Annotated in this window: 27 protein-coding genes and 1 riboswitch; of the genes, 13 read left to right on the forward strand and 14 right to left on the reverse strand. The window is 37.2% G+C overall.

The genetic code is table 11. The annotated features are described in order from the left end of the window. Positions 1 to 70 precede the first annotated feature (70 nt). Both I0Q91_RS01940 and I0Q91_RS01945 read left to right on the forward strand, forming a co-directional pair. Positions 71 to 1,678, forward strand: a complete 1,608-nt coding sequence (locus I0Q91_RS01940; protein ID WP_270452501.1) for an amidohydrolase — start codon at positions 71 to 73, stop codon at positions 1,676 to 1,678. A gap of 19 nt (positions 1,679 to 1,697) precedes the next feature. Continuing rightward, on the forward strand, positions 1,698 to 2,489 hold the full coding sequence (locus I0Q91_RS01945) for an SDR family oxidoreductase (protein ID WP_270452502.1): 792 nt from the start codon (positions 1,698 to 1,700) through the stop codon (positions 2,487 to 2,489). Positions 2,490 to 2,528: 39 nt separating this feature from the next. Here the strand turns inward: I0Q91_RS01945 and I0Q91_RS01950 are convergent, their stop codons facing one another. Beyond that, positions 2,529 to 3,761 carry a BaiN/RdsA family NAD(P)/FAD-dependent oxidoreductase gene (locus I0Q91_RS01950; protein ID WP_270452503.1) on the reverse strand — a complete coding sequence of 411 codons (1,233 nt, stop codon included), beginning with the start codon at positions 3,759 to 3,761 and terminating at the stop codon, positions 2,529 to 2,531. Between the two features lie 264 nt (positions 3,762 to 4,025). Further along, a complete protein-coding gene (locus I0Q91_RS01955) occupies positions 4,026 to 4,484 on the reverse strand; it encodes a hypothetical protein (protein WP_270452505.1) in 459 nt (152 codons plus the stop codon). Positions 4,485 to 4,679: 195 nt separating this feature from the next. On the opposite strand from I0Q91_RS01955, the gene I0Q91_RS01960 reads away from it, so the two are divergent. Next, positions 4,680 to 5,150: an FMN-binding protein gene (locus I0Q91_RS01960; RefSeq protein WP_270452507.1), complete on the forward strand. Its 471-nt coding sequence runs from the start codon at positions 4,680 to 4,682 to the stop codon at positions 5,148 to 5,150. A gap of 68 nt (positions 5,151 to 5,218) precedes the next feature. Here I0Q91_RS01960 and I0Q91_RS01965 read toward each other — a convergent pair whose 3' ends face one another. Both I0Q91_RS01965 and I0Q91_RS01970 read right to left on the reverse strand, forming a co-directional pair. After that, positions 5,219 to 5,683 carry a DMT family transporter gene (locus tag I0Q91_RS01965; protein WP_270452508.1) on the reverse strand — a complete coding sequence of 155 codons (465 nt, stop codon included), beginning with the start codon at positions 5,681 to 5,683 and terminating at the stop codon, positions 5,219 to 5,221. A gap of 6 nt (positions 5,684 to 5,689) precedes the next feature. After that, entirely contained in the window at positions 5,690 to 6,115 is a 426-nt protein-coding gene (locus I0Q91_RS01970) for a DMT family transporter (RefSeq protein WP_270452510.1), read from the reverse strand. Between the two features lie 233 nt (positions 6,116 to 6,348). Between I0Q91_RS01970 and I0Q91_RS01975 the strand changes: the two genes are divergently transcribed. Beyond that, on the forward strand, positions 6,349 to 6,723 hold the full coding sequence (locus tag I0Q91_RS01975; RefSeq protein ID WP_345790930.1) for an HIT family protein: 375 nt from the start codon (positions 6,349 to 6,351) through the stop codon (positions 6,721 to 6,723). Positions 6,724 to 6,819: 96 nt separating this feature from the next. Here the strand turns inward: I0Q91_RS01975 and I0Q91_RS01980 are convergent, their stop codons facing one another. Genes I0Q91_RS01980 through I0Q91_RS01995 form a run of 4 tightly spaced genes read right to left on the reverse strand, consistent with a single transcriptional unit; the run spans position 6,820 to position 9,773 of the window. After that, a complete protein-coding gene (locus I0Q91_RS01980) occupies positions 6,820 to 7,536 on the reverse strand; it encodes an ABC transporter permease (RefSeq protein WP_270452512.1) in 717 nt (238 codons plus the stop codon). A 1-nt stretch (position 7,537) separates the two neighbouring features. Then, positions 7,538 to 8,263 (reverse strand): ABC transporter permease, encoded by a 726-nt coding sequence (locus I0Q91_RS01985; RefSeq protein WP_270452513.1) that lies wholly within the window; start codon positions 8,261 to 8,263, stop codon positions 7,538 to 7,540. A gap of 2 nt (positions 8,264 to 8,265) precedes the next feature. Further along, the gene (locus I0Q91_RS01990; protein ID WP_270452514.1) at positions 8,266 to 9,111 is read right to left on the reverse strand and encodes an ABC transporter ATP-binding protein; all 846 of its coding nucleotides are present in this window, start codon (positions 9,109 to 9,111) and stop codon (positions 8,266 to 8,268) included. Between the two features lie 32 nt (positions 9,112 to 9,143). After that, positions 9,144 to 9,773, reverse strand: coding sequence for a TetR/AcrR family transcriptional regulator (locus I0Q91_RS01995; RefSeq protein WP_270452516.1), 630 nt, complete (start codon positions 9,771 to 9,773; stop codon positions 9,144 to 9,146). Positions 9,774 to 10,087: 314 nt separating this feature from the next. Here I0Q91_RS01995 and I0Q91_RS02000 point away from each other — a divergent pair, with 314 nt between their 5' ends. Continuing rightward, the gene (locus tag I0Q91_RS02000; protein ID WP_270452517.1) at positions 10,088 to 11,098 is read left to right on the forward strand and encodes a DUF697 domain-containing protein; all 1,011 of its coding nucleotides are present in this window, start codon (positions 10,088 to 10,090) and stop codon (positions 11,096 to 11,098) included. 42 nt (positions 11,099 to 11,140) lie between these two features. On the opposite strand, the gene I0Q91_RS02005 is transcribed toward I0Q91_RS02000, so the two are convergent. Beyond that, positions 11,141 to 12,595 carry a cryptochrome/photolyase family protein gene (locus tag I0Q91_RS02005; protein ID WP_270452518.1) on the reverse strand — a complete coding sequence of 485 codons (1,455 nt, stop codon included), beginning with the start codon at positions 12,593 to 12,595 and terminating at the stop codon, positions 11,141 to 11,143. Positions 12,596 to 12,771: 176 nt separating this feature from the next. On the opposite strand from I0Q91_RS02005, the gene I0Q91_RS02010 reads away from it, so the two are divergent. After that, a complete protein-coding gene (locus I0Q91_RS02010) occupies positions 12,772 to 13,020 on the forward strand; it encodes an AbrB/MazE/SpoVT family DNA-binding domain-containing protein (protein WP_270452519.1) in 249 nt (82 codons plus the stop codon). A gap of 120 nt (positions 13,021 to 13,140) precedes the next feature. Here the strand turns inward: I0Q91_RS02010 and I0Q91_RS02015 are convergent, their stop codons facing one another. Genes I0Q91_RS02015 through I0Q91_RS02030 form a run of 4 tightly spaced genes read right to left on the reverse strand, consistent with a single transcriptional unit; the run spans position 13,141 to position 16,038 of the window. Then, the gene (locus tag I0Q91_RS02015; RefSeq protein ID WP_270452520.1) at positions 13,141 to 13,848 is read right to left on the reverse strand and encodes an ABC transporter permease; all 708 of its coding nucleotides are present in this window, start codon (positions 13,846 to 13,848) and stop codon (positions 13,141 to 13,143) included. A gap of 17 nt (positions 13,849 to 13,865) precedes the next feature. Further along, on the reverse strand, positions 13,866 to 14,570 hold the full coding sequence (locus I0Q91_RS02020) for a fluoroquinolone export ABC transporter permease subunit (RefSeq protein ID WP_270452521.1): 705 nt from the start codon (positions 14,568 to 14,570) through the stop codon (positions 13,866 to 13,868). Next, on the reverse strand, positions 14,567 to 15,421 hold the full coding sequence (locus I0Q91_RS02025) for an ABC transporter ATP-binding protein (protein WP_270452522.1): 855 nt from the start codon (positions 15,419 to 15,421) through the stop codon (positions 14,567 to 14,569). The genes I0Q91_RS02020 and I0Q91_RS02025 overlap by 4 nt, the downstream gene beginning before the upstream one ends. Positions 15,422 to 15,432: 11 nt before the next feature. Beyond that, on the reverse strand, positions 15,433 to 16,038 hold the full coding sequence (locus I0Q91_RS02030) for a TetR/AcrR family transcriptional regulator (RefSeq protein WP_270452523.1): 606 nt from the start codon (positions 16,036 to 16,038) through the stop codon (positions 15,433 to 15,435). 355 nt (positions 16,039 to 16,393) lie between these two features. Between I0Q91_RS02030 and I0Q91_RS02035 the strand changes: the two genes are divergently transcribed. From I0Q91_RS02035 to hydE, 7 genes are all read left to right on the forward strand, one after another. Next, positions 16,394 to 17,236: a class I SAM-dependent methyltransferase gene (locus I0Q91_RS02035; RefSeq protein ID WP_270452524.1), complete on the forward strand. Its 843-nt coding sequence runs from the start codon at positions 16,394 to 16,396 to the stop codon at positions 17,234 to 17,236. 30 nt (positions 17,237 to 17,266) lie between these two features. Further along, positions 17,267 to 17,962, forward strand: coding sequence for a methyltransferase (locus I0Q91_RS02040; protein ID WP_270452525.1), 696 nt, complete (start codon positions 17,267 to 17,269; stop codon positions 17,960 to 17,962). Positions 17,963 to 18,054: 92 nt separating this feature from the next. Beyond that, positions 18,055 to 18,136: riboswitch (cyclic di-GMP riboswitch) on the forward strand. Positions 18,137 to 18,277: 141 nt separating this feature from the next. Continuing rightward, complete coding sequence (locus tag I0Q91_RS02045; protein WP_270452526.1) at positions 18,278 to 20,959, forward strand: PAS domain-containing protein; 2,682 nt, start codon at positions 18,278 to 18,280, stop codon at positions 20,957 to 20,959. 345 nt (positions 20,960 to 21,304) lie between these two features. Then, on the forward strand, positions 21,305 to 21,580 hold the full coding sequence (locus I0Q91_RS02050) for a TM1266 family iron-only hydrogenase system putative regulator (protein ID WP_270452527.1): 276 nt from the start codon (positions 21,305 to 21,307) through the stop codon (positions 21,578 to 21,580). After that, positions 21,573 to 22,973 carry a [FeFe] hydrogenase H-cluster radical SAM maturase HydG gene (gene hydG / locus I0Q91_RS02055; protein WP_270452528.1) on the forward strand — a complete coding sequence of 467 codons (1,401 nt, stop codon included), beginning with the start codon at positions 21,573 to 21,575 and terminating at the stop codon, positions 22,971 to 22,973. Before I0Q91_RS02050 ends, hydG begins: the two co-directional genes overlap by 8 nt. Next, positions 22,957 to 24,210: a [FeFe] hydrogenase H-cluster maturation GTPase HydF gene (gene hydF / locus I0Q91_RS02060; protein WP_270452529.1), complete on the forward strand. Its 1,254-nt coding sequence runs from the start codon at positions 22,957 to 22,959 to the stop codon at positions 24,208 to 24,210. Before hydG ends, hydF begins: the two co-directional genes overlap by 17 nt. After that, the gene (gene hydE, locus I0Q91_RS02065) at positions 24,197 to 25,213 is read left to right on the forward strand and encodes a [FeFe] hydrogenase H-cluster radical SAM maturase HydE (RefSeq protein WP_270452531.1); all 1,017 of its coding nucleotides are present in this window, start codon (positions 24,197 to 24,199) and stop codon (positions 25,211 to 25,213) included. Before hydF ends, hydE begins: the two co-directional genes overlap by 14 nt. 51 nt (positions 25,214 to 25,264) lie before the next feature. Here the strand turns inward: hydE and I0Q91_RS02070 are convergent, their stop codons facing one another. Then, positions 25,265 to 26,074: a MetQ/NlpA family ABC transporter substrate-binding protein gene (locus I0Q91_RS02070; protein ID WP_270452533.1), complete on the reverse strand. Its 810-nt coding sequence runs from the start codon at positions 26,072 to 26,074 to the stop codon at positions 25,265 to 25,267. Between the last annotated feature and the right edge of the window lie 2 nt (positions 26,075 to 26,076).

Here is a 26,076-nt window from a genome sequence, read left to right on the forward strand (position 1 = left end):
GCCTGATTTACTGCTATAATGTACTTAAAGACTATAAAATTTATATTAACTGAGTAGAGGTGAAGACTAAATGGCAACAGAAAACATTAAATTATTCTATAATGGCAAATTTTTTACAGGTTCCAGTCAGAAAAAAGAAATAGATAAAATGCTTGTAAAAGATAAAATAATAAAATGGTTAGGAGATAAATCAGAGCCCCTGCCTCCAGTGGCTAAAAAGGCTATAAATATTGATCTTAAGGGGAAGAGGGTTATCCCGGCCTTTATTGATAGTCACATGCATGGGCTCTATCTGGCCAGAGATTCAAAGAAGATAGCCTGCACTCCACCATTAATAAATTCAATTGCAGAGCTACAGCAGGAGATTAAAAGTATAGCAAAGGATCTAGAGTCTGGTCAGTGGATAGAAGGCTGGGGATATGATGAAAGTAAGCTGGCAGAGGGCAGGAATCCAACCAGAAATGACCTGGACCAGGCTACTAAAGACCATCCAGTTGTAATCACCAGAAACTGCACCCATATTGCTGTGGCCAATTCAAAAGCATTAGAGCTTTTAGAAATAGATGAAACTACACCAGAACCAGTCGGTGGAATTATAGAAAAAGATGAAAAAGGCAGATTGACCGGTGTTTTTAAAGAGATAGGCAAAGATTTTCTCTTTGACAGGCTACCGGCAAGATCTATAGAGGAGGATGCCAGTCTGCTGGCTGAATTTAGTCAGGTTCTTTTTTCCAAAGGGATAACCACAATAACTGATAGCCTGGCCAGGAAATATCCAGTTGATTATTATGATATTTATCAGGAAGCTATTAAAAAAGGGTTAAAACAGCAGGTAATTTTATATTACAAATGGAGAGACCTGGTTAATTATCCTGAACTGCCACAGTCTGCAGCTGATCCAGCCAGTCAGTTAAGCATTGGCGGAATTAAAATTATAGGCGATGGCAGTATAGCAGGGAGAACAGCCTGGTTGAGCAAGCCTTATCTAGGAGATAGCAGAGAGACTGGGATTGCGACTACAAATCAGGCAGAACTTGCAGCAGCTGCAGACTTTGCCAGAAAGAATCAGCTTCAGTTAATTGTTCATGCCATGGGCGATAAAACAATCGATTTAGTAACTGATCATTTTTATCCAGAACCTGGCTGGCTTGATGAGATACCATCTTTGCGGATAGAGCATATAACCCTGCCATCAGCTGAAGCCCTTAAAAAAGCTAAAGAAATCGATGTGGCCTTTAACAGTCAGCCGATTTTTGTATATGCAGAAATAGAGAGCTATCTAAATAATTTTGGCAAGGAGAGAACTTTAAAATCCTATCCCTATAGAGATATTTTAAATCAGGGCCATGAACTTGCTTTTTCTTCAGATGCTCCGGCAACAGCCTGGGCTGATCCAGCTAATCCTTTTTATGGGATAGAGTCAGCAGTCACCAGAAAGGCCTATGATGGAACCAATACCGGGCAGGACCAGTCATTATCAGTCAGAGAGTCTATAAAACTTTATACTGAAGTCCCAGCCAGAATAACAGGACTTAAAAAGGCTGGCAAATTGGAACCAGGCTATTATGCAGATTTCTTGATCTTAGATAGAGATATTTTAAAGATAGCTCCAGAATCTATTGGACAGACAGAGATAGAGGCAACCTATTATCGTGGTGAGAAAGTCTATCAGAGATAAATTTAGGGAGGAATATATTATGGATCTTAAAATTGGTGGTAATTCAGCTCTTATTACAGCTTCAAGCAGTGGACTTGGCAGATCAGTGGCCAGAGCCTTTGCCAGGGAAAATCTTAATGTTGCTGTCAATGGTCGCAACCAGGATAAGCTAGCTAAGACAGTAGAGGAATTAAAGGAGCTAGGAACAGGCAATATTATTGGAATTCAGGGCGATATTACTAAAAAAGCAGATATAGAAAATCTAGTTGAAAAGACGTATAAAGAATTTGGCCAGCTCGATCATCTGGTAACTTCAGCAGGGGGACCTCCATCTGCCCGGTTCCTTGACACAACAGACGAGGACTGGTATCAGAGTTATGATCTACTTGTAATGAGTGTAGTCAGAATTATTAGAGCAGCCAGCAAATATTTAAAGGAAGGTCAGGGAGGAACAATTGTAAATATTACATCCATGAGCACCAAAGAGGCCATTGAAGGCCTGGTCCTCTCAAACTCTGTCAGAATGGCTGTTATCGGACTTATGAAGACAGTTTCAAAGGAATTTGGCCCGGAGATTAGAGCTAATGCTGTTCTGCCTGGCCCCCATGAAACTTTAAGAATGCAGGATTTAATCAATGCCGGAGTTGAACAGGGCCGGTTTGAATCATATCAGCAAGGGCTTGAATCCTGGAGTGATGGCATCCCAGTTGAAAGAATAGGAGAGCCTGATAGATTAGGCGATCTTGTTGCTTTTCTCTCATCACCACTTTCAAATTATATAAATGGTGCAGCTATTCCAATTGATGGCGGGAAGAGTAGTTCCAATTTATAATAATAAAATGGCCCTCTGATTTTAATATCAGCAGGGTCTTTAATTTGTTCTCTGATTAATTTCCTTGCCGGCAAGGTAGCCACTTGAAAAGGCAAACTGAAGATTATAACCACCGGTATCACCATCAACATCAAGGAGTTCGCCGACAGCAAAAAGGCCAGGTCTCAACTCAGATTCCATTGTCCCAGGATTGATCTCAGCAAGGCTAATTCCTCCGGCTGTTACCATTGCTTCCATAAAACTGCCCCGTTCTTTAACTTTTAAAGGCAGTCCATAAAGGAGATCTCCAATCTTCATTCTTTCAGCCCTGCTTATTTGAGCAGACTGCTTACTTTCAGGGATTTCAGTCAGTTTCATCAGCTTTAATCCCAATCTTTCAGGCAGGCCAAGCTCCTTAATCAGATTCTTAAATAACCGCTGTCCCCTTTTATCAATTAAATCAATTAACTTTTTGTCCAGCTTGGCTTCATTCTTAATATCTACCAGTCTTAATTTTATTATATCACCGGCTTCAATATACCTGGAGTAATTCAAGATGCCAGGTCCAGAAAGTCCTTTATGGGTAAATAAAAGGTCTCCCTGCCACCTTTTAATCAGGTTACCATTGCGCCAGAGTGATATCATAACATCGTCTAGAGAAATACCAGCAAGTTCTCTAAACTGATAATTACTTATATTTACTGAGACTAGAGCTGGTTTTGGTTCAATTATTCTGTGGCCAAACTTTGCGGCCAGCTTATAGCCATCACCAGTAGAGCCTGTTGTCTGGTATGAATTGCCACCAGTTGCCAGCACAACTATGTCAGCCTGATAGGTATTTTCAGAAGACTTAACTAAAAAAATATTATCTTCTTTGATAAATCCAATATCTTTAACTGGAGTATTATATTTAATTTCAACTCCCTGCTTACTGGCTTCTTTAAGCAGGGTATCTAAAATATCCCTGGCTTGAAATGAAGAGGGAAATATTTTGCCGTCTCCAGTAGTGATAAATTCAATACCTCTTTCTCTAAAGAAATTCAATAAGTCATTATTGCTAAAACTATAAAGAGGGCCCAATAAAAACCTTTCGGCATCTCCATAATGATTTAATAGCTCTTCAATCTCACCGCTGTGGGTGAGATTACACTGACCAGAGCCAGACATCAATAATTTTTTGCCAGGCTCAGAATTTTTCTCTAAAATAATTACCTTATTATTTTTACCTGCTCCCTGAATAGCAGTAAAAAGACCTGCCGGACCGGCTCCAATAATAATTATCTGCTTTTTCATAAGCACATACCCCTTTAAACAGTATTTCTCTATCTATTATATAATAATAATCTCAGAAAATAAAAATTGCCTCACCTGAGGGCACAGGTGAGGCATGTGGAGAAAACTACAAAAACTATTATAGCATAAATATTAAGGCTTGACAAGTGTATATACATTAGAGTGTATATACATTAGATGGAAATAAGAGCAAATTAATGACATCTAAACGCTTATAAGAGGTAATTATATTTTTTTAATAAGATTAAAATAGGTAATTATACTTCATTTTTTAAATAATTCAAAAGTAATATTAAATCTAAGTTTAATTGCATTTATAGCAATAAGAGTATTTTCTTCGTCAAGATTAGTAAAGAGATCTAATAAACTTATCTTAAAAATATCTCTTCCAGTATATAGATAAAAGGCCAGTTGAACTAGAACCTGTTCGTCCCAGTTAAGGTTTTCTTTAAAGGCCTGGGGGTTCGGCCTGACCTCTTTTAAAAAGAGAAATTTATCTGGAGTTTCTCTAAATCTCTTAATAGAAGCAAGTAAATAAAAGAGGGTAAATCTTTCCCAGTCATTGGCCGCAGTCCCTGTCTCCTTAACAAGTTTATTATAGTATTGATGATGGCTTCTGCAAGTAAAATAAAAACTGCCTTTTTCAGACTGGTAATTTGCAAAGGGAGTTGACTTATCAACCATACCATTCATATCTCCTGAATTATTAGACCTGGTTTTCACTTTGATTTCCTCCGGTTTATCTAATAATGATTAACGAACACCTGTTTAATAATATTAACATAAAAAATATTACGTGACAAATTAGATTCAAGTAATTTTATCAAATTTGTCATAATTACTTGACTAATTAAATTTATCATGTTAAAATAATAACGTGGAATAAAGAATTAATAAAATTTTAAAGGGGGAATTTTTATGAAGAAGTTATCATTAATCACTTTAGTAGCAGTTCTCACATTAGGTTTACTCATTTCTTCAGCAGATGTTATGGCAGGCAGTCATGAAGGCGAACATGATTATGGCGAGTACACAGATGGCAGATATCGTGGTTCATTCTATGATGGCGGAGAATTTAATGTTGCAGTTCAGTTTTACTTAGAGGATAATGTTATAAGTGATCCATCATTCAGATATTTATATTATGATGGTGTAGATTACTTAGGAGCCGCTTATTTACAGTCTGTTAGAGAGCTAAGAGACCAGCATGTAGAAGCTTTAGAATATCTTGATGGTAAAGATGTTTCTGCTATTGATGATTTAAGACATCCTGGTGAAATTGTTACAGAGACTGAAGAGACTGTTGACGGATTCTCAGGTGCAACAATTAGAAGTTCAAAAATAATGTCAGCCATGAGAGACGCCCTAAATAGAGGAAAATATGATTGATCAAATATTAATTTAATATAAACAGATTAAACCGGGGTTTGAATAAAAACACCCCGGTTTTCTTATGTCTAAATACTGCTATCATATTCAGCCTCACCGGTATTAATCTGATCAATCCTGAAATTATACAGGAGGCCAAGAACAATTAGTACACCACCTATTAACCGGTTTCTGGAAACAGGTAGACCGGACCAGTAATCCAGGGTCAGACCAAAGGTGAGCTGGCCAACATAAACCAGGAGAGTTGTATAAATAACAGGAATTTTAGGAATAATATAATTAGAGGCAGAGACAATTGCTACCCCGACAAAACCTCCTAGATAGACCCACCAGGGGATAGAATTAAATTCTATTAATCCTATATTTATTCGGTTATTCATTATAATAGCAAGTAGCCCAGAGACAAAGAGGCCAACTGTATAATTTATCAGCGTACTCTGAAAGATCCCAATTCTTTTAGCCAGATTTGAATTAAAGATCATTGATAAGACAATTAACCAGCCTGCTACAAAGGCCATAAAAATATATAACATAATTACCTAACTCCCTATAATCATAAAGACGATACCGGCAAAGATTATTCCAAAACCAACGATTTTTCTTTTATCAAAGCGGGTTGCCTTAATACCTATTAAACCAAAATTGTCTATAATTATTGCAGCTACCGACTGGCCCAGTAGTCCTAAAGCCAGAGTTAGTGAAACCCCAATAGCATTAAAGGTTATATTATTAAATAGGACGAGAAAAACTCCAATTGCTCCTCCTGTAAAATAATAAAACGGAATATCTTTTTTAAAGACAAACTTCTTCTTTTTAATTAAAATAATCGCCCCGGCAGTAACCAGACCGACAATATGAATTATTATTAAAGCTATAAAATCCCCGAGATTACCTGCCAGGATTCCATTTAATGTTACCATGATGGCAGTCAGTCCACCTGTCAGGACAGCTCCAAATTTAAACATATAACCCCTCCATAGATTGGATTCTTAATTTATCATAACATTAAAGTTATATAAATAAAAGTATTGCACTAAACGAAACTAGTCCAGATTTAATTATCTGGTTTAAGCATCGGATTAGATTCAATCTAAAGTTAAACAATATTTATTATAATTTTATCAATTAACAGGCAGGAATTTAAGCTTAAAGTTAGAAACTATTTAAATAGAACGAATAAAAATTAGAGGTGATTAAGATTTCCTGTATATTCTGTAACCTGTCGGAAAGTAGAGTAGAGCTGGAAAATGAATATGCCATTGCTATCTATGATAAATACCCTGTTAATGAAGGCCATATGCTGATAATTCCCAGACGGCATTATGCCAGTTATTTTCAGGCAACTGAAGCTGAAATTATGGCCCTGAATAGACTATTAACAGAGGCCAGAGATCATCTTGATACGAATTATAATCCAGCTGGTTATAATATCGGAGTTAATATAAACGAGGCAGCCGGCCAGACTATAATGCATCTCCATATCCATCTGATTCCCCGTTATCATGGAGATATAGAAGATCCTCGAGGCGGGATCAGAAAGCTTAAAAAGGAGTTAGTGCCATATAAAGGCTAAATGGATAAATAGCTTATAAATAAATGCTCCCTGGTTCACAGGGAGCATGTAAAGTATTCTTAATTGGATCTGTGATTTTATCAATAATCTTTGAAATTACAACTTCTTTGAAAAATACCGGTAAGCTACAATATTCATGATTATCCCGTAAACCCAGCCTAAAAGGTAATAGCTATTAAAGCTTAAATACATAAACTGATCGCCTCTGATTAAGGCACTGACAGCCTTGGCCGGAAAGAAGCCAGGAGCAAAGGCAAAAAATAGTTCCTTAAAATCAAAGACAAATAAAGAGACCAGAGGTACAAAGATTAGAACACCAAAACCTTTCATAATTGCAAAGCCCTCAATCTTATTGCTGGCAAAAGAATTAATAAAGAGGCCAGTCAATGGAGCAGATAGGGCTGAAACTACTGATATAGCAATAACCTCATACAATTCAAGGCCACCAATATCTGCAAAGAGAATAACAAAGATCGAGGCCAGGATTGCAAAGATAAAGATCATTATCAATCTAAAGGCAAAGAATCTCTGCAGCCCAAGAGGGGTTACCTTTACAGTCATCAATACATTGTCATCCCGGTCATCAAGAATAGAAAAACCGATTAAAGCTCCAAAGATCATAGGCATCATCAGGGCAAAGACAGCAATTACTACATCTGCATACATCTCGATAACAAAGCCGGTCTGATCCTCAATATAGGGCAGAAGAAACCTGCCGATCAGGCCGAATAAGAGTGGATAGAAGAGGATAAACCTGGTCAGAGGTTCCCTGGCCCATTTCTTCAATTCACTGATAATGAATGTTTTAATCATCTTAAACACCACTCTCTCTTATAACAAACTTTCTGAAACCTTTATTCACAAAATAGGCCAGAACCAGTGAACCAGCCAGTAGATAAATAGTGGCCAGAACAACTTCGCCAGTAGCCAGTCCCCCGGCCGTTGCTGTTATTAATATTGACGAAGATTTGGTCGGCAGCAGAAATAAGAGGTTTGAATATAATTCAGCTGTAATCAGCCCAAATTCCTCAAAGGCAACTGGAAGCATAAATACAATGAAATATTTCATCATCCCGATTAACATCTCAGTAAAGTCATTTGATCGATAGACTATCAGGAAACCGACCAATGAATGGAATGTTCCAATCAGAATAATAGCAAAGAAGAGACCTGCCAGATTGATATTGATATCCTGGACAATTCTGGCGTAGAGATAAACAATAGCAATCGTAATTATATTGGAGATCAGATTGGCAATAGTTTTAGAACTGATAAATTCCAGCCGGTTAATCGGCGAGACAAAGATAGATTTCAGCACACCTTCCTGCTTTTCAAAGAAGATGGTAACCCCGATCATCACTATCGCCATCGAGACAATATCAAAGAAGACCAGGATCATAAAGAAAGCAGTAATATCAGGGACCTCGACCAGATGGAGCATCCCGATCCAGAAAAAGGAGACCAGGATACTGGCTGTCAGGATATGATACTTCTGCATTCTCTGCATTTCTCCAAAAAATAAGACTAAAAAGGCAGTCATTGCTAATCCCTCCCTGTAATCTTAATAAAGATATTATCCAGGGTCATTTCCTGACTGTGCATAGTCAGGATTTTAGTATTCTTAATTATCTGCTGAAACTCCTGGTTCTCACCTAAATCGTCCAGCTTAAAGCTGGCCTCCTGAACCTCGCCATTATCGCTGTATTCAACCTTGAGCTGACGGCTGCCATATTCCAGCTTCAGGTTTTTAGGAGTATTTATTTCAACAATCTTGCCATCGGCCATAAAGGCCACCTGGTCGCATAACTCCTCGACATCATTCATCAGATGAGTTGTCAGCAGAACAGTTCCGCCGTCTGCTTTAAATTCAGCAATCATATCCTTAATTATCCTGGCATTCTTCGGGTCAAGGCCATTGGTAGGCTCATCTAAAAAGAGCATCCTCGGCTTATTCAACAGGGCCCGGATAAAATTCAAACGGACCTTCATTCCCTTGGAGAATTCACCGACCTTCTTATTCCTATCTGGATAGAGACCCAAACGCTCAAGCATGGCATCAGTATCGGCATTGACATCATATAGCTTTTTAAAGAAATCTAAATTTTCCTCGGCAGTCAGTCTGGAAAAATGGACTGGCATCTCAAAGCCAACCCCGATATCCTGATAAAAATCTTTGCTGTAATCAGTAATCGATTTTCCCTGATATCTTATCTCACCTCGAAAATCATCAAGCTGCCTCGTTAAAATTTTCTGAGTTGTACTCTTGCCAACCCCGCTGGGCCCCAGTAGACCAAAAATCTCACCGGTCTTAATCTCAAAATCGATCCCCTTAATCGTGTCCTCCTGATTTTTAGGATAACAATACTTTAGATCACTTATTGAAAACATAAATTTCCCCCCTTTTTAGGTGCAGATAGACTTTATTCAGCAATCCCATGCTTTAAGATAAATAGCATCTTCTCAATGAAATCATAATAATTATCAAGGTCTGCTGCTTCCAGATTACTCAAATCCACCCCATCCAAAAATTCATCTGTAATACTCATATTTATAAAATATAAAATTCGGGCAACGGTCTGACTATCAACCTCCTGATTAATATCGCCATTAGCCTTGCCAGCATCTATTATATTAATAAAAAACTGCCTTGATCTATCCTCAAAATTCTCATAAATCTCATTCTTTAAATCATCACTCTCACTGGCAAAATAATTGCCAATGGCAGCAATTCTAGGATTTTCATAGGCAAACTTGATCCCGAGCCGGTATAACTCCCTGATCATTTCAAAGGTATCAAGGGATTCCATCTCGCTAAAGGAGCGATTAAAAAAGGCTATCTTTCTTTCGGCAATAAAACTGATGATATACTTATAAAAATCCTTAAGATCATCAAAATACTGATAGAAACTGCCCCTAGGGATTTCTGCCATTTCAATGATATTGCTAATACTGGCATCGCCAAAGGAGTTTCTCGAAAATTCAGCAATTCCAGCCTCGATTATCCGTTCCCTTTTATCCTCATTTATATTAAAAAAAGTATCAGTCGGCAATCCATTCACCTCCTAAATGACACCCCTGTCATATTAACTCAAAAATTTTTTGCCCTTTATTTAATTTCTTAACTATATTATATGACACCTCTGTCATATTGTCAATAAAAATAAAATACCCCCGCCATACCCTCCAGTAACCACCTCCGTTAAAGCCGGTAACTGTTGGTATATTTAAAGGGGCCAATCTGACTATATTCAAAATTAATTTAAAGGAAAAATCCTTTTTTGTCTAGAATAATAATATTACAGGATTATATTTTTAGCAACCAGAGGTTTTTGCATTTACATAAAATAATTTTAAGGAGAAGAAGATGAAAAAAGAATTAAAGTTCTTTACAATCGCTATCATAACATTTATTGCACTAATTACAGTCATTTTTATAATCAATCAACTCAATGCCATCTATAATTTAACAGCAGCCATTAACCCGGTTTTTGGCCAGTCCGTTTTAATAGCCCTGACAGCCGTTTCTCTCGGTTTAGTCATCCTGCCAGTCATTTATATCATAAAACTGCCAGGCCAGCTAAAACCGCCAGAAGAAGAGGATAGCGAGGAATATAATCGCTACCTGGCTCTGTTGAGAAAGCGGCTTATAAAAAATCCAGCCCTGGCTGAAATATCAGAAGAGCTAAATAGTATGGCAAATGATAGAGAGGCAGTCAAAACAGCTCTGTCAGACTTAAATCGCCAGGCCAATCAGGTAATCGAAGATATTTCTGGCTATGTTTTTGTCTCGACCGCTATCTCCCAGAATGGAATCTTTGATGCTGTTATCGTCCTGATAGCCCAGATCAGAATGGTCTGGCAGGTTGCCCATCTCTATAATCAGCGGCCAACCCTGAAATCGATTATTAAGCTCTATATTAATGTGGCAGCCACAGTCTTTATCGTCAGAGAGATAGAGGATCTTGAGCTTTTAGAAGACCAGCTGGAGCCGATAATTGCATCAGTCCTGGGCAGCTCCCTGGGCGGATTCGTTCCAGTGGTCAATACAGCCTCAGTCGTCATGATAAATTCCATTGTCAGAGGTTCAGCCAATACTTTTCTAACATTAAGGGTTGGCGTTATCGCCAAGAAATATTCAAAGCCTCTCCATCAGGAAGAGGAGAAGGCCAAAGTTAGAAAGGCGGCCAGCGGTGAGGCCTGCTTGATGTTAGGCAGAGTTTTAAGCAAATCAGCTAAAGTAGTTACCAAAAGCGTTTATAATGCCAGCAAGAAGGCCACCAGAAAAGCAGGTCAGGCCGGCAAAGATAAAGTCTTAAATATAGCCGATGAATCGAAAAATATCGCCGAGAAGATTATCTGCAAAATCAAAAACTAGGATTAAACAATCAACTAAACAGTAAATTTTTAGCTATAAATTTCAGTCAATAGAGTTTGACAGGTAATTATCAGCAATCTCCAGATGTTTATTCAGTTTAGCCTGGTTCATCCTGTCTAAAATTGAGAGCATCAGGCCCATCCTGGGATTATCACTAAATTTATCCCTGTTTTTATCAAGAAAACGCCAGTAGAGGCCATCCCAGACCTCGGCCCAGTCGCCCTCCTGGTAATGGCTCATCTTTAAAATGTAATTGCTGGAGGAGATATAGGGCTTGGTCATCATTTCAGGATAGGAGTACTGGCTCATTCCATAGATATTGGCAGCCATAACCCACTCGTAGGCATCAATAAAAACCTCCATAAACCAGGTAAAGACCTGATCCTTATTTAATTCATTGAGTAGAAAGAAATTTCCCAGGACCATGAGCCGCTCAATATGGTGGCAGTAGCCATAATTAACAGCCTTTCTGATTGAATCATCGACTGGCTCAATTCCTGTCTCCCCGTAATAGAAAGAGTCATTAAAATCTCTGGAATGGCCAAAGTAATCACTTTCAACCAGATTCTCATATTCCAGGTCATAAAGGGCCCTGACATATTCCCGCCAGCCGATAACCTGACGGATAAAGCCTTCCACAGAGGAGAGAGGCAGACTGTTCTCGTTTTTGTGGTAATAATTCAGAACTTCATCAATTACTTCTGCTGGATCCAGCAGGCCAATATTTAGACTGGAAGAGATCAGTGAATGGAAGCCAAATACAATCTCCTTCTCAAAACCATCCTGGTAGTCGCCAAAGTTTTCAAGCTTATTCTCCAGAAAATCAGTAAAAAGCTCTCTGGCCTCCTCCCGGCTTACAGGATAGACAAAATCCTCTAAATTCCCAGGGTTATCAGCAAAATTCTCGGCAACATATTCTTTAGCTTCAGCTAAAAACTTATTATTAAAATCAGGCAGGCCTGGAATTTCAACATCCTTAGGAAACTTTTTTCTGTTTTTAGAATCAAAACTCCATTTACCACCAACTGGTTTGTTTTCTTCATCGATTAAGATACCCAGCCGCTTTCTCTGCATCTGGTAATATTTATGCTGGAAAAACTTATTATCAGCAAAGTATTCAGCATTTTCAGCCCTGGTAGTCAAGAAATTTGGACTCTCTAAAATATCTAAGTTAATCCCATAGCTATCAGCAATCTCCTTTATCTCAACTCTAACCTCTTGATTAATCGGGTCAAATAAAGTCAAAGAATCTAAATTCCTGAAGATCTCTTCAAAACTTGCCTCATATTCATAATATCTCACAGCTGTCCCAGGTAGTGCTGTTTCAATTTTCTGCTGAAAATTCTTCATTGAAGCCCTGTGGAGCAGGAGTTTCTTCTGATTATATTTATAATCAGTAAAATACTTCCTAGCTTCATAAATAATCAGATTATCTATCTCCATCTCTTTAACTTCAGCAAATAGCTGATTCGGTAAAATTAATAAATTTTTGCCCATTATTATCACCTAATTTCAGTTTGTTTAAACTATAATTATATAGATTTACCATAAAACTGCCTGTACTTTAAATTAATTATATCATCATTTTAATATTTTCTCACAAAAGAATACTTTACCACCGCTACAAATTGATGTATAATAGAATTGTAAAATACATTTTGGAGGTGTATAAAATGAAATCCACTGGTATTGTGAGAAAAGTTGATGATCTTGGAAGAGCGGTAATTCCTAAAGAGCTGAGAGATACTATGGGCATAGACGTTAAGGATCCTATGGAATTTTATGTAGATGGCGATAAAATTATTATTAAAAAATATGAGTCAGGCTGTCATTTCTGTGGTAATGTTAGCAATAATACTTACTACAAGGAAAAGTTAGTCTGCGAATCCTGTATTAGCGATTTAAAAGATCTAAAGGAGTAGCGGTCAGGCAAATAAAAACCAGGGAATAGAATAATATTTTTGGAGCAGCCGGCAGTTAACTGCCGGCATTTTTTAAATTTTATAGATTTTACTGACTGTTTTAAAGTCTGGCTTTTTATATTAGCTGATCATGCGACTGAATTTTCTGGTCAGCAGATAGATCCAGCTGCCATAAACTAGCAGGCCGGCCAGCAGGTAGAAAATATAATTACCCTGGCCGGTATAGATACTGATAAAACTCTCGCTAATCCAGTATGGTGGAAGAATTCCGGCCAGATATCTAAAGTTAGTCTCAAAGAGATATCCAATCAAAGGTGCAACAAAAAGTATTCCAGAGCCCTTGGTGACAGCAAAACCTTCAACTTTATTTTCTGCAAAGACTAAAATAATTAGCACCAGTAAAATAGCATTTAAAGTTGAAAGCAGGAGAACTGGCAGAGACTGGAGCAATCTGACCTCAACTATATCTAAAAAGTAGAGGATAAATATATTAAAGGCTGTACTCATCACCATGGCAAGTCCTGTCCGGTATAGGATATATTCAGCTTTAGAAAGAGGAGTAACGAAAAGATAGCTCAAAATATTTTCGTCCCGCTCCTCTAAAATAATAAAACCAATCATCATTCCGTACATCATAGGAACCAGCATAATTATAAAGGCCATTATGAAAATATAATGCTCTGAAAGCTGGAATCCGAGTTCAGCAGCTAAAATCATGTCAGCAAAGGGGATAATCAAGCTAAATGCAATAGCTATAATTGCCGGTGATACCAGGATAAATAGCAGCATAAAATCTCTACTAATATTTTTAAAGTCTCCTTTTAACATTACATAGACCCGCTTCATTACTTATCACCTATCTTTAAGATAATATATTTATAGAACCAGCTCCGTGACCAGTTTAAGCCTAAATATAACCAGATTCCAAAGGCTATCAGGCTATAGATAAGATGATAACTGCTGATGCCACCATTTAGGGCTCCACCGATCATTAATAGAGCAGGCTGACTTGGCCAGAGATAAAAGATCCAGCTATCTGTCAGGCCCAGATAGCCAATTACAGGTAGCACAGCTATCATGCTAAAGAGAGTCGAGACTATCAGAAATTGATTGACAGTTTTAATCCAGGCAGTAATCGCCAGACCAAAGAGGGTAAAGGTAGCTGCTGTTAGAATTACTCCAATTATCAATAATAAATAGTTGACCCTGGTTTCAATTGTTATCAGAACAATTATCAGACTGGTCACAAGGGAGAGAACTCCCAGGGAGGTCAGCTTGGCTATAATATATTCCTCCAGCTTTAAAGGGGTGATAAAGAGGCTTTCTAAAATTCGATCTCCCTTTTCCAGCAGGATAATTGCGCTGATAAAGAAAAATCCGACCATGGCCGGGTCAGAGAAGATGATAATGCCGGCAATAAAGGGCCTTAAATCTCCTGGCAGGCTCAATAATAGAGCAATATAGATAATACTGACAATCAGGTAGGCATGATAAAACTTATGCCTGAACTGGAATTTGAGGTCCTGCTTAAAGGCTGTCAGGATTCTCATCTTAATTCCCTCCCGGTTATCCTGATAAAGACATCTTCCAGACTGGCTTCCTGGCTGTGGATCGTCTCGATTCTGTCTTCCTTTAATAGCTCAATAAATTCCTGATTGCTCCATAGCCCTTTTAGATCAAACTGGCTTTCAATCAGGTTTCCGTTATTCTTGTAACCAATTTCAATCTGCTTTCTGCCATGATGCAATTTTAATTCTCGTGGGGAGTCAATAATTGCAATTTTCCCATCGACAATAAAGGCTATCCGGTCACAGAGTTCATCAGCTGCCAGCATATCGTGGGTGGTAATAAAGACAGTCTGGCCCTGGTCTTTCTTTTCCTGAATCAGTTTCCTGACATTTTTTCTATTCATTGGGTCCAGGCCTGATGTCGGTTCATCCAGAAAAAGGATAGCCGGTTTATTTAAAAAGGCCCGGCAGAGATTTAACCGCATCTTCATTCCCTTGGAGAAGTTCTTGACTGGTTCATCAGCAACCTCAGCCAGGCCGACCAGCTCGAGCAATTCAAGAGCCGGTTCGCATTCCTTTGCAAATAGCCCGGCAAAAAACTCCAGGTTCTCCCTGGCAGTAAACCGGTTATAAAGATTGGGCAGCTCAAAGGATACCCCGATATTTTCAAAAAAGTCATTTTTGATGCCAGCAATCTCCTGGCCATTGACCTGCACCGAGCCCTGATAATCCTTTAGAATACCGGTAATAATCTTCTGGGTTGTGCTTTTTCCAGCCCCTGAAGGCCCTAAAAAGCCAAAGATCTCACTTCTGTCAATCCTGAAATTCAAATCTTTAATTGCCGGCCTGTCAGCACCAGGGTAACTATAGGTTAAATCTTTAACCTCAATCATCAAATCAGCTCCTATTCCTTGATTAATCCTCTGCTAATTAAGTCAATTAAAAGTTCAATCGTATCAGGATAGATCTCTTCGCCAATCTCCTCACGATGGAGGGTTAAAAGAAATAGAGATCTCAATAAACCTGAAATAACTTCTGGTTTTTCCTCGATCATTTTATCCTTCTCCTGAAGAGAGGTGATAAGGGGCATTAATTTTTCAGTATCACTTTTAATATGATCTTCAATTTTTTCTTCAGGTAGTTTCCTAACTATCTGCTGATATTCTCGCTGATTTTGATATAGCCTCTTGATCAGTTGATTTTTATCGATCAGCTGAAAACCCTTCATCAGAAAATCTTTAAAGCTTTGAGCTGTAATTTCGCCTTTAAAAATATTCGAATCCAATATTTCTTTCTGGATTTTTTCTTCCTCTGCCTCTAAAATTGTAAAATATAATTCCTCCTTTGAGCTGTAAAATGAATAGAATGAGCCCTGGGAGATTCCTGCAGCTTCAGTTATATCTTTGATTCCAGTCTTTTTAAGGCCAAACCTGCTAAATAATTCCTGACCAGCCTCAATCAACTTATCATTTATCATGTTCTTTTCAGCTTCGCTAAAGGCCTTGGGCATTCTGGCCACCTCCAATTATATAATGTATGAATGAATTTAATTTATGTTCATTGATATTTTTAATATATCATATTAAATCAATTAAGTCAATATCAATAGCCATACGAATAGGTGGTTACTTTTCCAGTCTAAAATTATATAATATAACTGTAATAATCTAATATTTAACCTGAATATATTCAGGTACAAATCATTATTTGGATAATATTTAATCAAAGATACGCTGTAATAGAATTGAAACTGGGTTGGTACTGGGTTGATACTGGGTTGGTACTGGGGTGGTACCGAGGAGATACCGGGGAGAGATTGGAGGAAAGGTATCTTCAAAAATAACTTATTATGGAGTGAGATAAAGATGAATATCAAAAAATTGCTAGAACTTTCTAAGAAGCCGGAGATATTTACAAGGTCTGATCTAGATTTCTGGGACGACTGGCATATCTCTAAACAGATGCTTAATGCTCACCTTGATCCTGATTGTGATGCTGCCAGCAGGAACTTTGAAACGATTTCCAGCTCAATTAACTGGCTTGTTGAAGAGATTTTGCCTGATCATGCTCATGGGACAGGACTTCTGGATCTTGGCTGTGGCCCTGGATTATACGCTGCTGAGCTGGCCAGGGCTGGCTACAGAGTTACCGGGATTGATTATTCCAGGAGATCGATAGATTATGCCAGGGAAGAGGCTGCAGCAGAGGGTTTAGAGATCGAATATATTTATCAGAACTACTTAGAGATCGATTATCAGGAAGAGTTTGATGTAATTATGCTGATCTACTGTGATCTAGGGGCTCTGACAGATAAAGAAAGAGACCACCTTTTAAATAGGGTTTATCAGGCATTAAAACCTGGAGGCCTTTTTATTTTTGATGTCTTTTCAGATAAGAATCGAGATGAAAGCTCAACAAGAAGGAGCTGGGAAATCAATGACGGAGGGTTCTGGCATCCTGAGCCCCACCTTGCACTGACAGAAACCTTCCTCTATCAAAAGAATGATACTTTTCTGGATCAGACTATTGTAATGACTGAGTCTGGAGAGATTAACTTATATAGAATTTATGATCATTTTTATACCAGGGATTCAGCAGTAACACTACTGGATAGCCATGGGTTTAAAGATCATGAATTTTATTCTGATCTGACTGGTAAGAGTTATTCAAATCAGTCAGAGACGATTGCTTTAGTAACTAGAAGATAGAAGTGCTATAAATATAGAAGGGGGATTTTAATGGAACCAGATAAAATTATCATTGAAGAAGCTTCCTCATTAAACTATCTTTTTAAGGGCCAGTTTATCCATCTGGTATTTCAAATAATTATAGCTGCAATAACCTGGTTTTTAGCAGAAACAGCTTTAAGTCAGGGAAGTTGGCTAGGTCAATCTGATAGAACCTGGCTTATACTTGGAATAATGGTATTTTTCTTCCATCAAATTATTGTAGCTCTGGTTTTTAGGTTGCAGCTTGGGCAGGCTTTATTTACCAGGCTGTTTGGCCGGCTGGACTTACTGGTCTGGGGGATCATCTTTTTCCCGTTTTTAGCTGCCCGTCCATTTACCGTCATGGCTCTTGCCAGAGCCAGTCAGAATACATTAAATATTAATTTGTTCTTTGCCAGATTTCTGGCCATATTACTTATAATTCCGGCTGGCTATACACTCTGGTCAGTCCTGAGATATTTTGGCTTAATTCGGGCTTTAGGTGGCGATCATTTTAGGGTGAAGTATCGGAAGATGGGACTGGTCAAAGAGGGAGCTTTTAAATACACAGATAATGCCATGTATCAATTTGCCTTCTTGCTTTTATGGGCAATAGCATTATATTTTAGATCATATCCGGCTTTGCTGCTTACGATTTCACAGCATCTTAGCATCTGGTCTCTGTATTACTGTATTGAGAAACCTGATCTTGATCTGCTGTATTAATAAAATTTACTTTATTTTAAAGATTATTTGTATATGCAGAAAAAATATCTTGACTTTATTCAATATTGATGGTACTATAGTACCAGTCAACATGCAAATATTGGCAAACCTGTTGTGAAACAGGGACGCAAAACCCTGGATCTTATGTCTTAATAAGACTGCCTGGTTGCTGCTTTAGAAATTCAAAGCATCAATCAACTGGTCCCTGGACCAGTTTTTTTTATATTAAAATGTTCGAAAATTATCAAAGTATTGTTACACAGCTTTAATATTTGAATCTGTTTTAAATTATAGCTATAGGATGGTGTTACTGGCATGAATAATAATTTAGCTTTTAAAAAAATTATCGATAGTGTTGATGAAATTATAGGTATTCAATATCCAGATCATACTATAGATATGTATAATCAGGCAGGCTATGATTATTTAGATTTATCCAAGGAAAAAGTTGTAGGTAAAAAATGTTATGAATTAATAGGAAGAGATTCTGAATGTGATATCTGTGCAGCAAAACAAACTCTAAAGAGTAAAAAATTAGAATCAGTTGAAAAGTACATTCCTGAAAAGGATACCTATATAAAATCAATTACTGCCCCAATCTTTGATGAAAACGGCGATATTATTAGGATAATTGAATGTATTAAAAATATAGCATATCAAGAAAGTAGGGAAGAAATTGAGCAATTAAAAGAATTATTAGATAAACTAGTTAATAAATCTCCAGGGATGACATATCAATTCAAATTACTTCCTGATGATTCTTATACTTTTCCCTATATCTCAGAAGGTATAAAAGAACTTTTAGGCATTTCTTATAAAGAAACAAAAGACAATCCTGATAAGGCTCTTTCTTATGTTCATAATAAAGATTATGATCGAATAGTCCAGGAACTTAATAAATCTGCCAAAAACCTCTCAGTCTGGAGTGAAGAGCTAAGGATTATTTTGCCAGATCAAAATGTAAGATGGATAGAATCTATTGCAATGCCAGAAAAACTGGATGATGAGAGTATAATCTGGCACGGTAATATTTATGACATAACTAAAAGAAAAACCCAGGAATTAAAAATTAAAGAGTTAAATAAAGTTGCAGTTGAATTTCATGAAATAAATAATGAAAAAGAGATCTGTGAAAAGACCCTTAATTCAGCTAAAAACATTTTGTCTCTAGACTTAAGTAGTATTAGATTAGCTAAAGATGATAAATTAGTTGCAATTGCAACTTCTGATAAAATAAAATTGCAAGATGTATCTATAGATCATGGGATTTTAGGTAAAGCTTATAAAAATAATCAAAGTTATTTGACTATAGATTCAGCAAAAGAGCCTGATGCAAATCCAATTAAAAATAGCTATAAATCAGCTATAACTATACCAATTGGTGGTATCGGGGTCTTTCAGGCCGTTTCTTTACAAAAAAATGCATTTAACAGGAGAGATTTAGAACTGGCTGAAATTCTTATTGCCAGTACCAAATCAGCTTTAAATAGAGTTTATTCTCAACAAAAAATCAAAGATAAGAATCTGTTATTTAGTAGCACCCTTGAAAGTATCCAGGATGGAATTATAGTTTTAGATTCTGATTTTAGAATTCGCTATGCCAATTCAAAAATAAAAGAGTGGTATTCTTTAGATAAATCATTAATCGGAGAGAACTGCTATCAAGTTTTAAAAGATTCAGAAACTAGATGTGAAAGCTGCCCCTCAGAAGAAAGTTTTAAATCAGGTAGAGTAGAAAAAACAATTACTAGCATAGAACAGAGTAATCAAACAAAGCAACTAGAAGTATATAGTTATCCTATGTTAGATGACAATAATAATATCCATGGGTCTGTAAGTTTTTATAGAGATATAACAGAGTATTTAAAACAGAAAAAATTACTTGAAATGAATAAATTTTTTGTTGATAACGCAGATCTATTAATATTGAGGGTATCACCTGAAGGAAAAGTTGAATATGCTAACCAGACAGCACTTACTAAATTAAATTATTCAAAAGAAGAGTTTATAGGTTCATCTGTAGCAAATTTTATATTTACTGAGGAATTTGTTCCTAGAAATAAATTTTGGAATAAAATAAAAGAAGAGGGCAGTATAACTTATGAAAGAAATTTTATAAAAAAAGATGGAAGTAGTTTTCCAGTTGAAATAACAAGTCAGTATTTTAGCTATAAAGATCAAGAGCATGAATTTGTGTTTATTCAAGACATATCAAAAAGAAAAGCATCAGAATTTAAGCTATTGAAAACTAAAGAGAGACTTGATCAGGAAATAAATAATGCAAAAGATTTACATGAAAAGAGATTGCCGATTAGTTTACCTAAGCTCAATGGTCTTGATATTTATGCCTATTATAAACCTGCAAATGAAATAGGTGGGGATTTCTATAATTTTATAAAACTTAGTGATAACAAACTGTTATATTATATTATTGATATTACAGGACATGGCCTTGATGCAGCGATGATGAGTTCTTTTGTTAAAAGTACAATTAATACTTATGTAAAACTTCTCCCTGCTGATAAAGTACCAGATCCTAAAGAATTATTGAAGTTTATTTATGAACAGAATTTGGAAGAAAACTTCCCTGATGATTATTTTGTAACGATTAATCTTGGAATTATTGATACTGAAGAAAACCAGATGGTTTATAGTAGTGCAGGCTCTCATATACCACCAGTTATTTTTAATGAAGCTGTTAAAGAACTTCCTGCTGGAAACCTGCCTATTTCAAAAATGATATCATCAGATGCAATTGATTATAAAAATGTAAAAGTTGACCTATCTTCAGGTTCAATAATATTTTTATCAACTGATGGCCTTAGCGAGCAGACTAATACAAAAGCAAGATACAGTGATCAATATAATGAAATTATAAGCCAGAATACTCATATGTCAATTGAAAAAATAGCTGAAGCATTAAATAAAGACTTTGCTAGTTTTTGTGATGGTGACAATGATGATGATATTACCTATTTAATATTTAAAATCACATAATAAGTTACATACTTGTATTTAGAACATATTTTAATATCTATTGACTTATTGATAATAGTTAGTTATAATATAAATACATGATATAAATATCACAAATAATTCCGGATTCAGGGGGAGCAATCCGCCGGATCGGGTAGAAATATTCTTATGGCTCTATTTTCAGGGATATCTATGTCTTATCTATGTCTTTAGATATCCAGGCTTTGCGATTTATATCGGTTTATAATTGCAGAGACTTATCTCTGTAAATAGTCTACCATATATTATACTCTACCCGCCCTGTTAGCCAACAGGGTTTTTCTTTTACATAATAATATTATAATTTTCACATGAAAGGGTGGGAAGATGAGTAATTCTAAAAGAATTGGTGTTGTCGGGATAGTTATAAAAGATAGAACAGAAGTTGCTGAAAAACTAAATAAGATTTTAAGTGATTATGGAGATATAATCCTTGGCCGGATGGGGATACCTTCAAGGGAATATAATCTCTCTATGTTATCATTAATAGTTGAAGGAACCCCAGACCAGGTGGCTGGGATGACAGGTAAAATCGGTAATCTGCCAGGAGTTTCAATCAAATCAACTCTTACTTCAGTAGAAGTCGGTGATATCAATGACTAAACCATTAAGAGAAATATTAGAGCTAAATAATATAGAACAGGTCCTTGCAGATACCAATCCTCCAGATGCTAATGAATTTGAGCAGATAATTACTAAAGCTTTAAAGCTGGAAGGTTTAAATGAGCTAGAGGTGGCCAGGCTTTTAAAGATAGAAAGCCCTAAAAAAATCGTGAAACTGCTTGAAACTGCCGGTAAAATCAAAGAGGAGATCTATGGCAAAAGGCTGGTAGTTTTTGCTCCTTTATATCTGGATAACTATTGCAGTAATAACTGTCTCTATTGTGGTTACCGGGCTCCAAATAAAGAATTGAACAGAAAAGAACTTTCAGAATCAGAGATTAAGAACGAAGTTAAAGAATTATTAAATACAGGCCAGAAAAGATTGCTGATTCTAACAGGTGAGAGGAATTCTTCTAATATTGACGATCTTCTAGATAAGATTGATAAGATCTATGCAGTTGATGGCGATAATCCAGGAGAAGAAGTCAAAAGAATAAACCTTGAGATAGCCCCACTTACAGAAGAGGAGTTTGCAAGGGTTTCTAACTCTAAAATTGGAACTTACACCTGTTTCCAGGAGACCTATCATCTACCAACCTACAATCAGATGCATCTTTCAGGGAAAAAGCAGGATTTCGACTGGCGGCTGGAGGTTATGGATCGAGCAGTTAAAGGTGGAATAGATGATTATGGCATCGGAGTTTTGTTTGGTCTCTATGATTTTAAATATGAAGTTCTGGCCATGTTAAGACATGCCAATTATCTTGATAAAAAGTATGGAGTCGGTCCCCATACAATCTCTGTGCCCAGGTTTAAACCAGCTGCTGGCGCTAAAATCAAAGAGGCCCCCTATCCAGTCAGCGATGATGATTTTAAGCTGTTGATAGCTATAATTAGAATGGCCCTGCCCTATACAGGCATGATTCTCTCTACAAGAGAGCCAGTCCAGTTAAGAAATAAGCTATTTAAATATGGCATCTCCCAGATCAGTGCTGGCTCCTGTACTTCTCCAGGTGGTTATAACGATAAGGCTGAAGAAACTGGCCAGTTCAAACTCTATGATAACCGAAATTTAGAAGAGATTGTTACAGAGGCAGTCCAGGCAGGTTATCTGCCAAGTTTCTGTACATCCTGTTACCGGCAGGCCAGGACAGGCAGAGATTTCATGGAACTGGCCAAACTAGGAGATATCAAACCCTATTGCCAGGCCAATGCATTATTAACCCTGGCAGAATATCTAATAAATTATGGATCAGAACAGTTACAGGCTGATGGCTTTAAATTAATCGATCAAAAAATCAATGAAGTCAGAGAGAAAAATCAGGCACTGGCAAATAAAATCAGTAATAAATTAGACCAATTAAAGGATGATAAATATGACCTCTACTTTTAATTCAACACCAACAGCTGAAAGACCCCATATAGCAGTCTTTGGCAAAAGAAATGCAGGTAAATCAACGATGATAAACTTTTTAACAGATCAGGACCTGGCCCTGGTCTCAGAAATACCAGGCACAACAACTGATCCTGTTTATAAATCCATGGAAGTTCTGCCTTTAGGGCCGGTGATTTTTATCGACACTGCTGGTATTGATGATAGAGGCAATCTAGGCAGCAAAAGGGTCGAGAAGACCCTCAGAGTTATCAGAAAGACAGATCTGGCCCTGATGATAATTAATAACCTGAAAGATTTAGAATATGAAAAAGACCTTATTTCCAGGCTTGAAGAGAATTCAATCCCTTATTTGATTATCTTTAATAATATAGATAATCTCGATCTTTCAAAAGCTGAGATATCAGCAGCCTTTGGTGATTTCTCTCCAGAAAAAATTATTATAGCTGAAAATTATAGTAATAATGAGCGAGAAGAAATTCTAAAGGCCCTGGCTTCACTGGCCGGTGAAAATAATAATCTAGAAGCTGCGGCAAAGAGATTAATCGGGGATCTAATTCAGCCAGACGATCTGGTTCTATTAATAATTCCGATAGATAGTGGGGCGCCAAAGGATAGATTGATTCTGCCTCAGATGCAGACTTTAAGACGAATTCTGGATAATAGAGCCCAGGTTTTAGTCGTCCGACCAGATTCAATTAAATCTGCCCTGGTAAATTTGAAAAAACCTCCAGCACTGGCAGTTACTGATTCCCAGGCCTTTGCCCAGGTAAGTAAATTAGTTCCTGATAATATTCTCCTGACTGGTTTTTCAATATTATTTGCCCGGTATAAAGGAGACTTAAATAGCTATCTCCAGGGAGTAAATTACTTAAAGAAATTAAAACCTGGTATGGAAATTCTGGTTGCGGAAGCCTGTACCCACCGGAAACGCCATGAAGATATAGGAACAGTAAAAATTCCAGGCTGGCTTGAAGAAATAGCAGGAGGAAACTTAAACTTTACCCATTATGCAGGACAGGACTTTCCAGCAGAGATTGATAAATATGATCTTGCCGTTTTCTGCGGTGGCTGTATGATCAATCAACAGGAAGTTACCAGCAGAATTAGAGATGCCAGGAATGCGAGAGTACCAGTCATTAATTATGGTATCCTGATAGCCTGGAAGATGGGGATACTGGATCGAGCTATCCAGCCCTTTTTAGATGAGGTGGAAATCAATTATGCAGCCAATTAATTTTAATGATCAACTCCAGGTTTTAGATAATCTTGAATTAATTCTAAGCAATGATTGCTATAATCAGAATCTTTTTAAAACTGCTGATGAAATCAGGCAGAAATATCATGGAGATGGTGTTCACTTAAGGGGCCTTATAGAATTCTCAAATTACTGTAACAGAAGCTGCTATTATTGTGGACTTCGTAAAGAAAATAAAAATCCAGAAAGATACCGCTTAAGCCAGAAAGAAATTATTTCAGCAGCCTTAACAGCTGAAGAATTAGGCTACGGTACAGTTGTTCTCCAATCCGGGGAAGATAATCATTTTACCCTGGAAATAATTGCTGAAATAGTTAAAGAGATCAAAGAAAAGACTGACCTGGCTATAACATTATCTTTAGGAGAAAGAACTAAAGAGGAGTATCAGGAATGGCGTCAGGCTGGAGCCGATAGATACCTGCTCCGTTTTGAGACCTCTGACCCTCAGTTATATGAAAAATTGCATCCTGTCGGGAACTTTCAGAATCGAATAGATAATTTATACTGGCTTAAAGAGTCAGGCTATCAATTAGGAAGTGGTTCTCTGATTGGTCTGCCGGATCAGTCAGTCCAGAACCTGGCAGATGATCTCAGGCTCTATAAAAAGCTGGATTTAGATATGGTCGGGCTTGGCCCATTCTTAATGAACCCCAACACCCCGCTGGCTGGTGAAGATAACGGTTCTTTTGAACTGACCTTAAAAATGCTGGCCTTAACAAGAATAATTCTGCCCAAAGCCCATCTACCAGCAACAACAGCTTTAGGAACTGTTGATAGCAAGGGCAGAGAGAAGGCTCTCCAGAAAGGTGCTAATGTAATGATGCCTAATGTTACCCCGAGAGAATACAGGGCAAATTATCAATTATATCCAGATAAAATCTGTACAGATGAAAATCCGGTAGATTGTAGTCATTGCATTCCAGCCCGGCTGAAGACAATTGATCGCTTTCCAGCTACTGGTCCAGGTCATTCATTAAAGTAAATATTAAAAAAGCCACAGGGAGGATTATTTACCCTGTGGCCAATTATCTAATTAAAATACTGGTACAACAGAACCTTCATACTCCTCCAGGATAAACTCTCTAATCTCTTCACTCTGGAGAACTTCTAACAGGGCCTGAATCCTATCATCATCCTCCTCATCTTCGGCCCTTACGACTAAGACATTACTATAAGGTGATTCATCGCCTTCAATAATCAGAGAATCTTCTAATGGGTTTAAGTCAGCCTCTAAAGCGTAATTTGTATTGATAACTGCCCCATCAAGGTCATCAAGGGATCTTGGCAATAATGCTGCCTCTAACTCCCTGAATTCAAGGTTAAGCGGGTTATCAACTATATCCAGAGGGGTTGCATTTAAGTCTTCAGGGTCCTCAAGTTCAATTAATCCCTCATTATGGAGCAATATCAATGCCCGGCCCTCATTGGATGGATCATTAGGTATCCCGATAAGTGCTCCTTCAGACAAATCATCGATATCATTATAATTATTGGAATAAAGCCCAATCGGTTCAACATGGATAGCTCCAACTGATACTAAATCAAGGCCATGATCAGAACTAAATTGGTTTAAATAAGGCTCGTGCTGAAAGAAGTTTAAATCTATACTGCCATCATCTAATGCCAGGTTTGGGGCAACATAATCGGTGAATTCAACAATCTCGAGCTCAATCCCCTGCTCTAAAAGTACAGGCCTAACCTGTTCTAATAATTCTGCATGGGGTAGTGGAGTTGCTCCAACCTCTAATACTTCATTTGCCCTGACATTATTATTGATAACTAACTGACTTCCACCGATTACAAGACCAATCAACACGAATACTGCAATTATCTTTTTTATCATTA

Origin of the sequence: Halonatronomonas betaini, from assembly GCF_015666175.1 — a bacterium.
Taxonomy (GTDB): domain Bacteria; phylum Bacillota; class Halanaerobiia; order Halanaerobiales; family Halarsenatibacteraceae; genus Halonatronomonas; species Halonatronomonas betaini.

What these genes read in the sequence shown, in the direction of transcription:
- I0Q91_RS01940 (WP_270452501.1), top strand. Translation starts at nt 71, where the DNA reads ATGGCAACAGAAAACATTAAATTATTCTATAATGGCAAATTTTTTACA.
- I0Q91_RS01945 (WP_270452502.1), top strand. Translation starts at nt 1,698, where the DNA reads ATGGATCTTAAAATTGGTGGTAATTCAGCTCTTATTACAGCTTCAAGC.
- I0Q91_RS01950 (WP_270452503.1), bottom strand. Translation starts at nt 3,761, where the DNA reads ATGAAAAAGCAGATAATTATTATTGGAGCCGGTCCGGCAGGTCTTTTT.
- I0Q91_RS01960 (WP_270452507.1), top strand. Translation starts at nt 4,680, where the DNA reads ATGAAGAAGTTATCATTAATCACTTTAGTAGCAGTTCTCACATTAGGT.
- I0Q91_RS01965 (WP_270452508.1), bottom strand. Translation starts at nt 5,683, where the DNA reads ATGTTATATATTTTTATGGCCTTTGTAGCAGGCTGGTTAATTGTCTTA.
- I0Q91_RS01970 (WP_270452510.1), bottom strand. Translation starts at nt 6,115, where the DNA reads ATGTTTAAATTTGGAGCTGTCCTGACAGGTGGACTGACTGCCATCATG.
- I0Q91_RS01980 (WP_270452512.1), bottom strand. Translation starts at nt 7,536, where the DNA reads ATGATTAAAACATTCATTATCAGTGAATTGAAGAAATGGGCCAGGGAA.
- I0Q91_RS01985 (WP_270452513.1), bottom strand. Translation starts at nt 8,263, where the DNA reads ATGACTGCCTTTTTAGTCTTATTTTTTGGAGAAATGCAGAGAATGCAG.
- I0Q91_RS01990 (WP_270452514.1), bottom strand. Translation starts at nt 9,111, where the DNA reads ATGTTTTCAATAAGTGATCTAAAGTATTGTTATCCTAAAAATCAGGAG.
- I0Q91_RS02000 (WP_270452517.1), top strand. Translation starts at nt 10,088, where the DNA reads ATGAAAAAAGAATTAAAGTTCTTTACAATCGCTATCATAACATTTATT.
- I0Q91_RS02005 (WP_270452518.1), bottom strand. Translation starts at nt 12,595, where the DNA reads ATGGGCAAAAATTTATTAATTTTACCGAATCAGCTATTTGCTGAAGTT.
- I0Q91_RS02010 (WP_270452519.1), top strand. Translation starts at nt 12,772, where the DNA reads ATGAAATCCACTGGTATTGTGAGAAAAGTTGATGATCTTGGAAGAGCG.
- I0Q91_RS02015 (WP_270452520.1), bottom strand. Translation starts at nt 13,848, where the DNA reads ATGTTAAAAGGAGACTTTAAAAATATTAGTAGAGATTTTATGCTGCTA.
- I0Q91_RS02020 (WP_270452521.1), bottom strand. Translation starts at nt 14,570, where the DNA reads ATGAGAATCCTGACAGCCTTTAAGCAGGACCTCAAATTCCAGTTCAGG.
- I0Q91_RS02025 (WP_270452522.1), bottom strand. Translation starts at nt 15,421, where the DNA reads ATGATTGAGGTTAAAGATTTAACCTATAGTTACCCTGGTGCTGACAGG.
- I0Q91_RS02030 (WP_270452523.1), bottom strand. Translation starts at nt 16,038, where the DNA reads ATGCCCAAGGCCTTTAGCGAAGCTGAAAAGAACATGATAAATGATAAG.
- I0Q91_RS02035 (WP_270452524.1), top strand. Translation starts at nt 16,394, where the DNA reads ATGAATATCAAAAAATTGCTAGAACTTTCTAAGAAGCCGGAGATATTT.
- I0Q91_RS02040 (WP_270452525.1), top strand. Translation starts at nt 17,267, where the DNA reads ATGGAACCAGATAAAATTATCATTGAAGAAGCTTCCTCATTAAACTAT.
- I0Q91_RS02045 (WP_270452526.1), top strand. Translation starts at nt 18,278, where the DNA reads ATGAATAATAATTTAGCTTTTAAAAAAATTATCGATAGTGTTGATGAA.
- I0Q91_RS02050 (WP_270452527.1), top strand. Translation starts at nt 21,305, where the DNA reads ATGAGTAATTCTAAAAGAATTGGTGTTGTCGGGATAGTTATAAAAGAT.
- hydG (WP_270452528.1), top strand. Translation starts at nt 21,573, where the DNA reads ATGACTAAACCATTAAGAGAAATATTAGAGCTAAATAATATAGAACAG.
- hydF (WP_270452529.1), top strand. Translation starts at nt 22,957, where the DNA reads ATGACCTCTACTTTTAATTCAACACCAACAGCTGAAAGACCCCATATA.
- hydE (WP_270452531.1), top strand. Translation starts at nt 24,197, where the DNA reads ATGCAGCCAATTAATTTTAATGATCAACTCCAGGTTTTAGATAATCTT.
- I0Q91_RS02070 (WP_270452533.1), bottom strand. Translation starts at nt 26,074, where the DNA reads ATGATAAAAAAGATAATTGCAGTATTCGTGTTGATTGGTCTTGTAATC.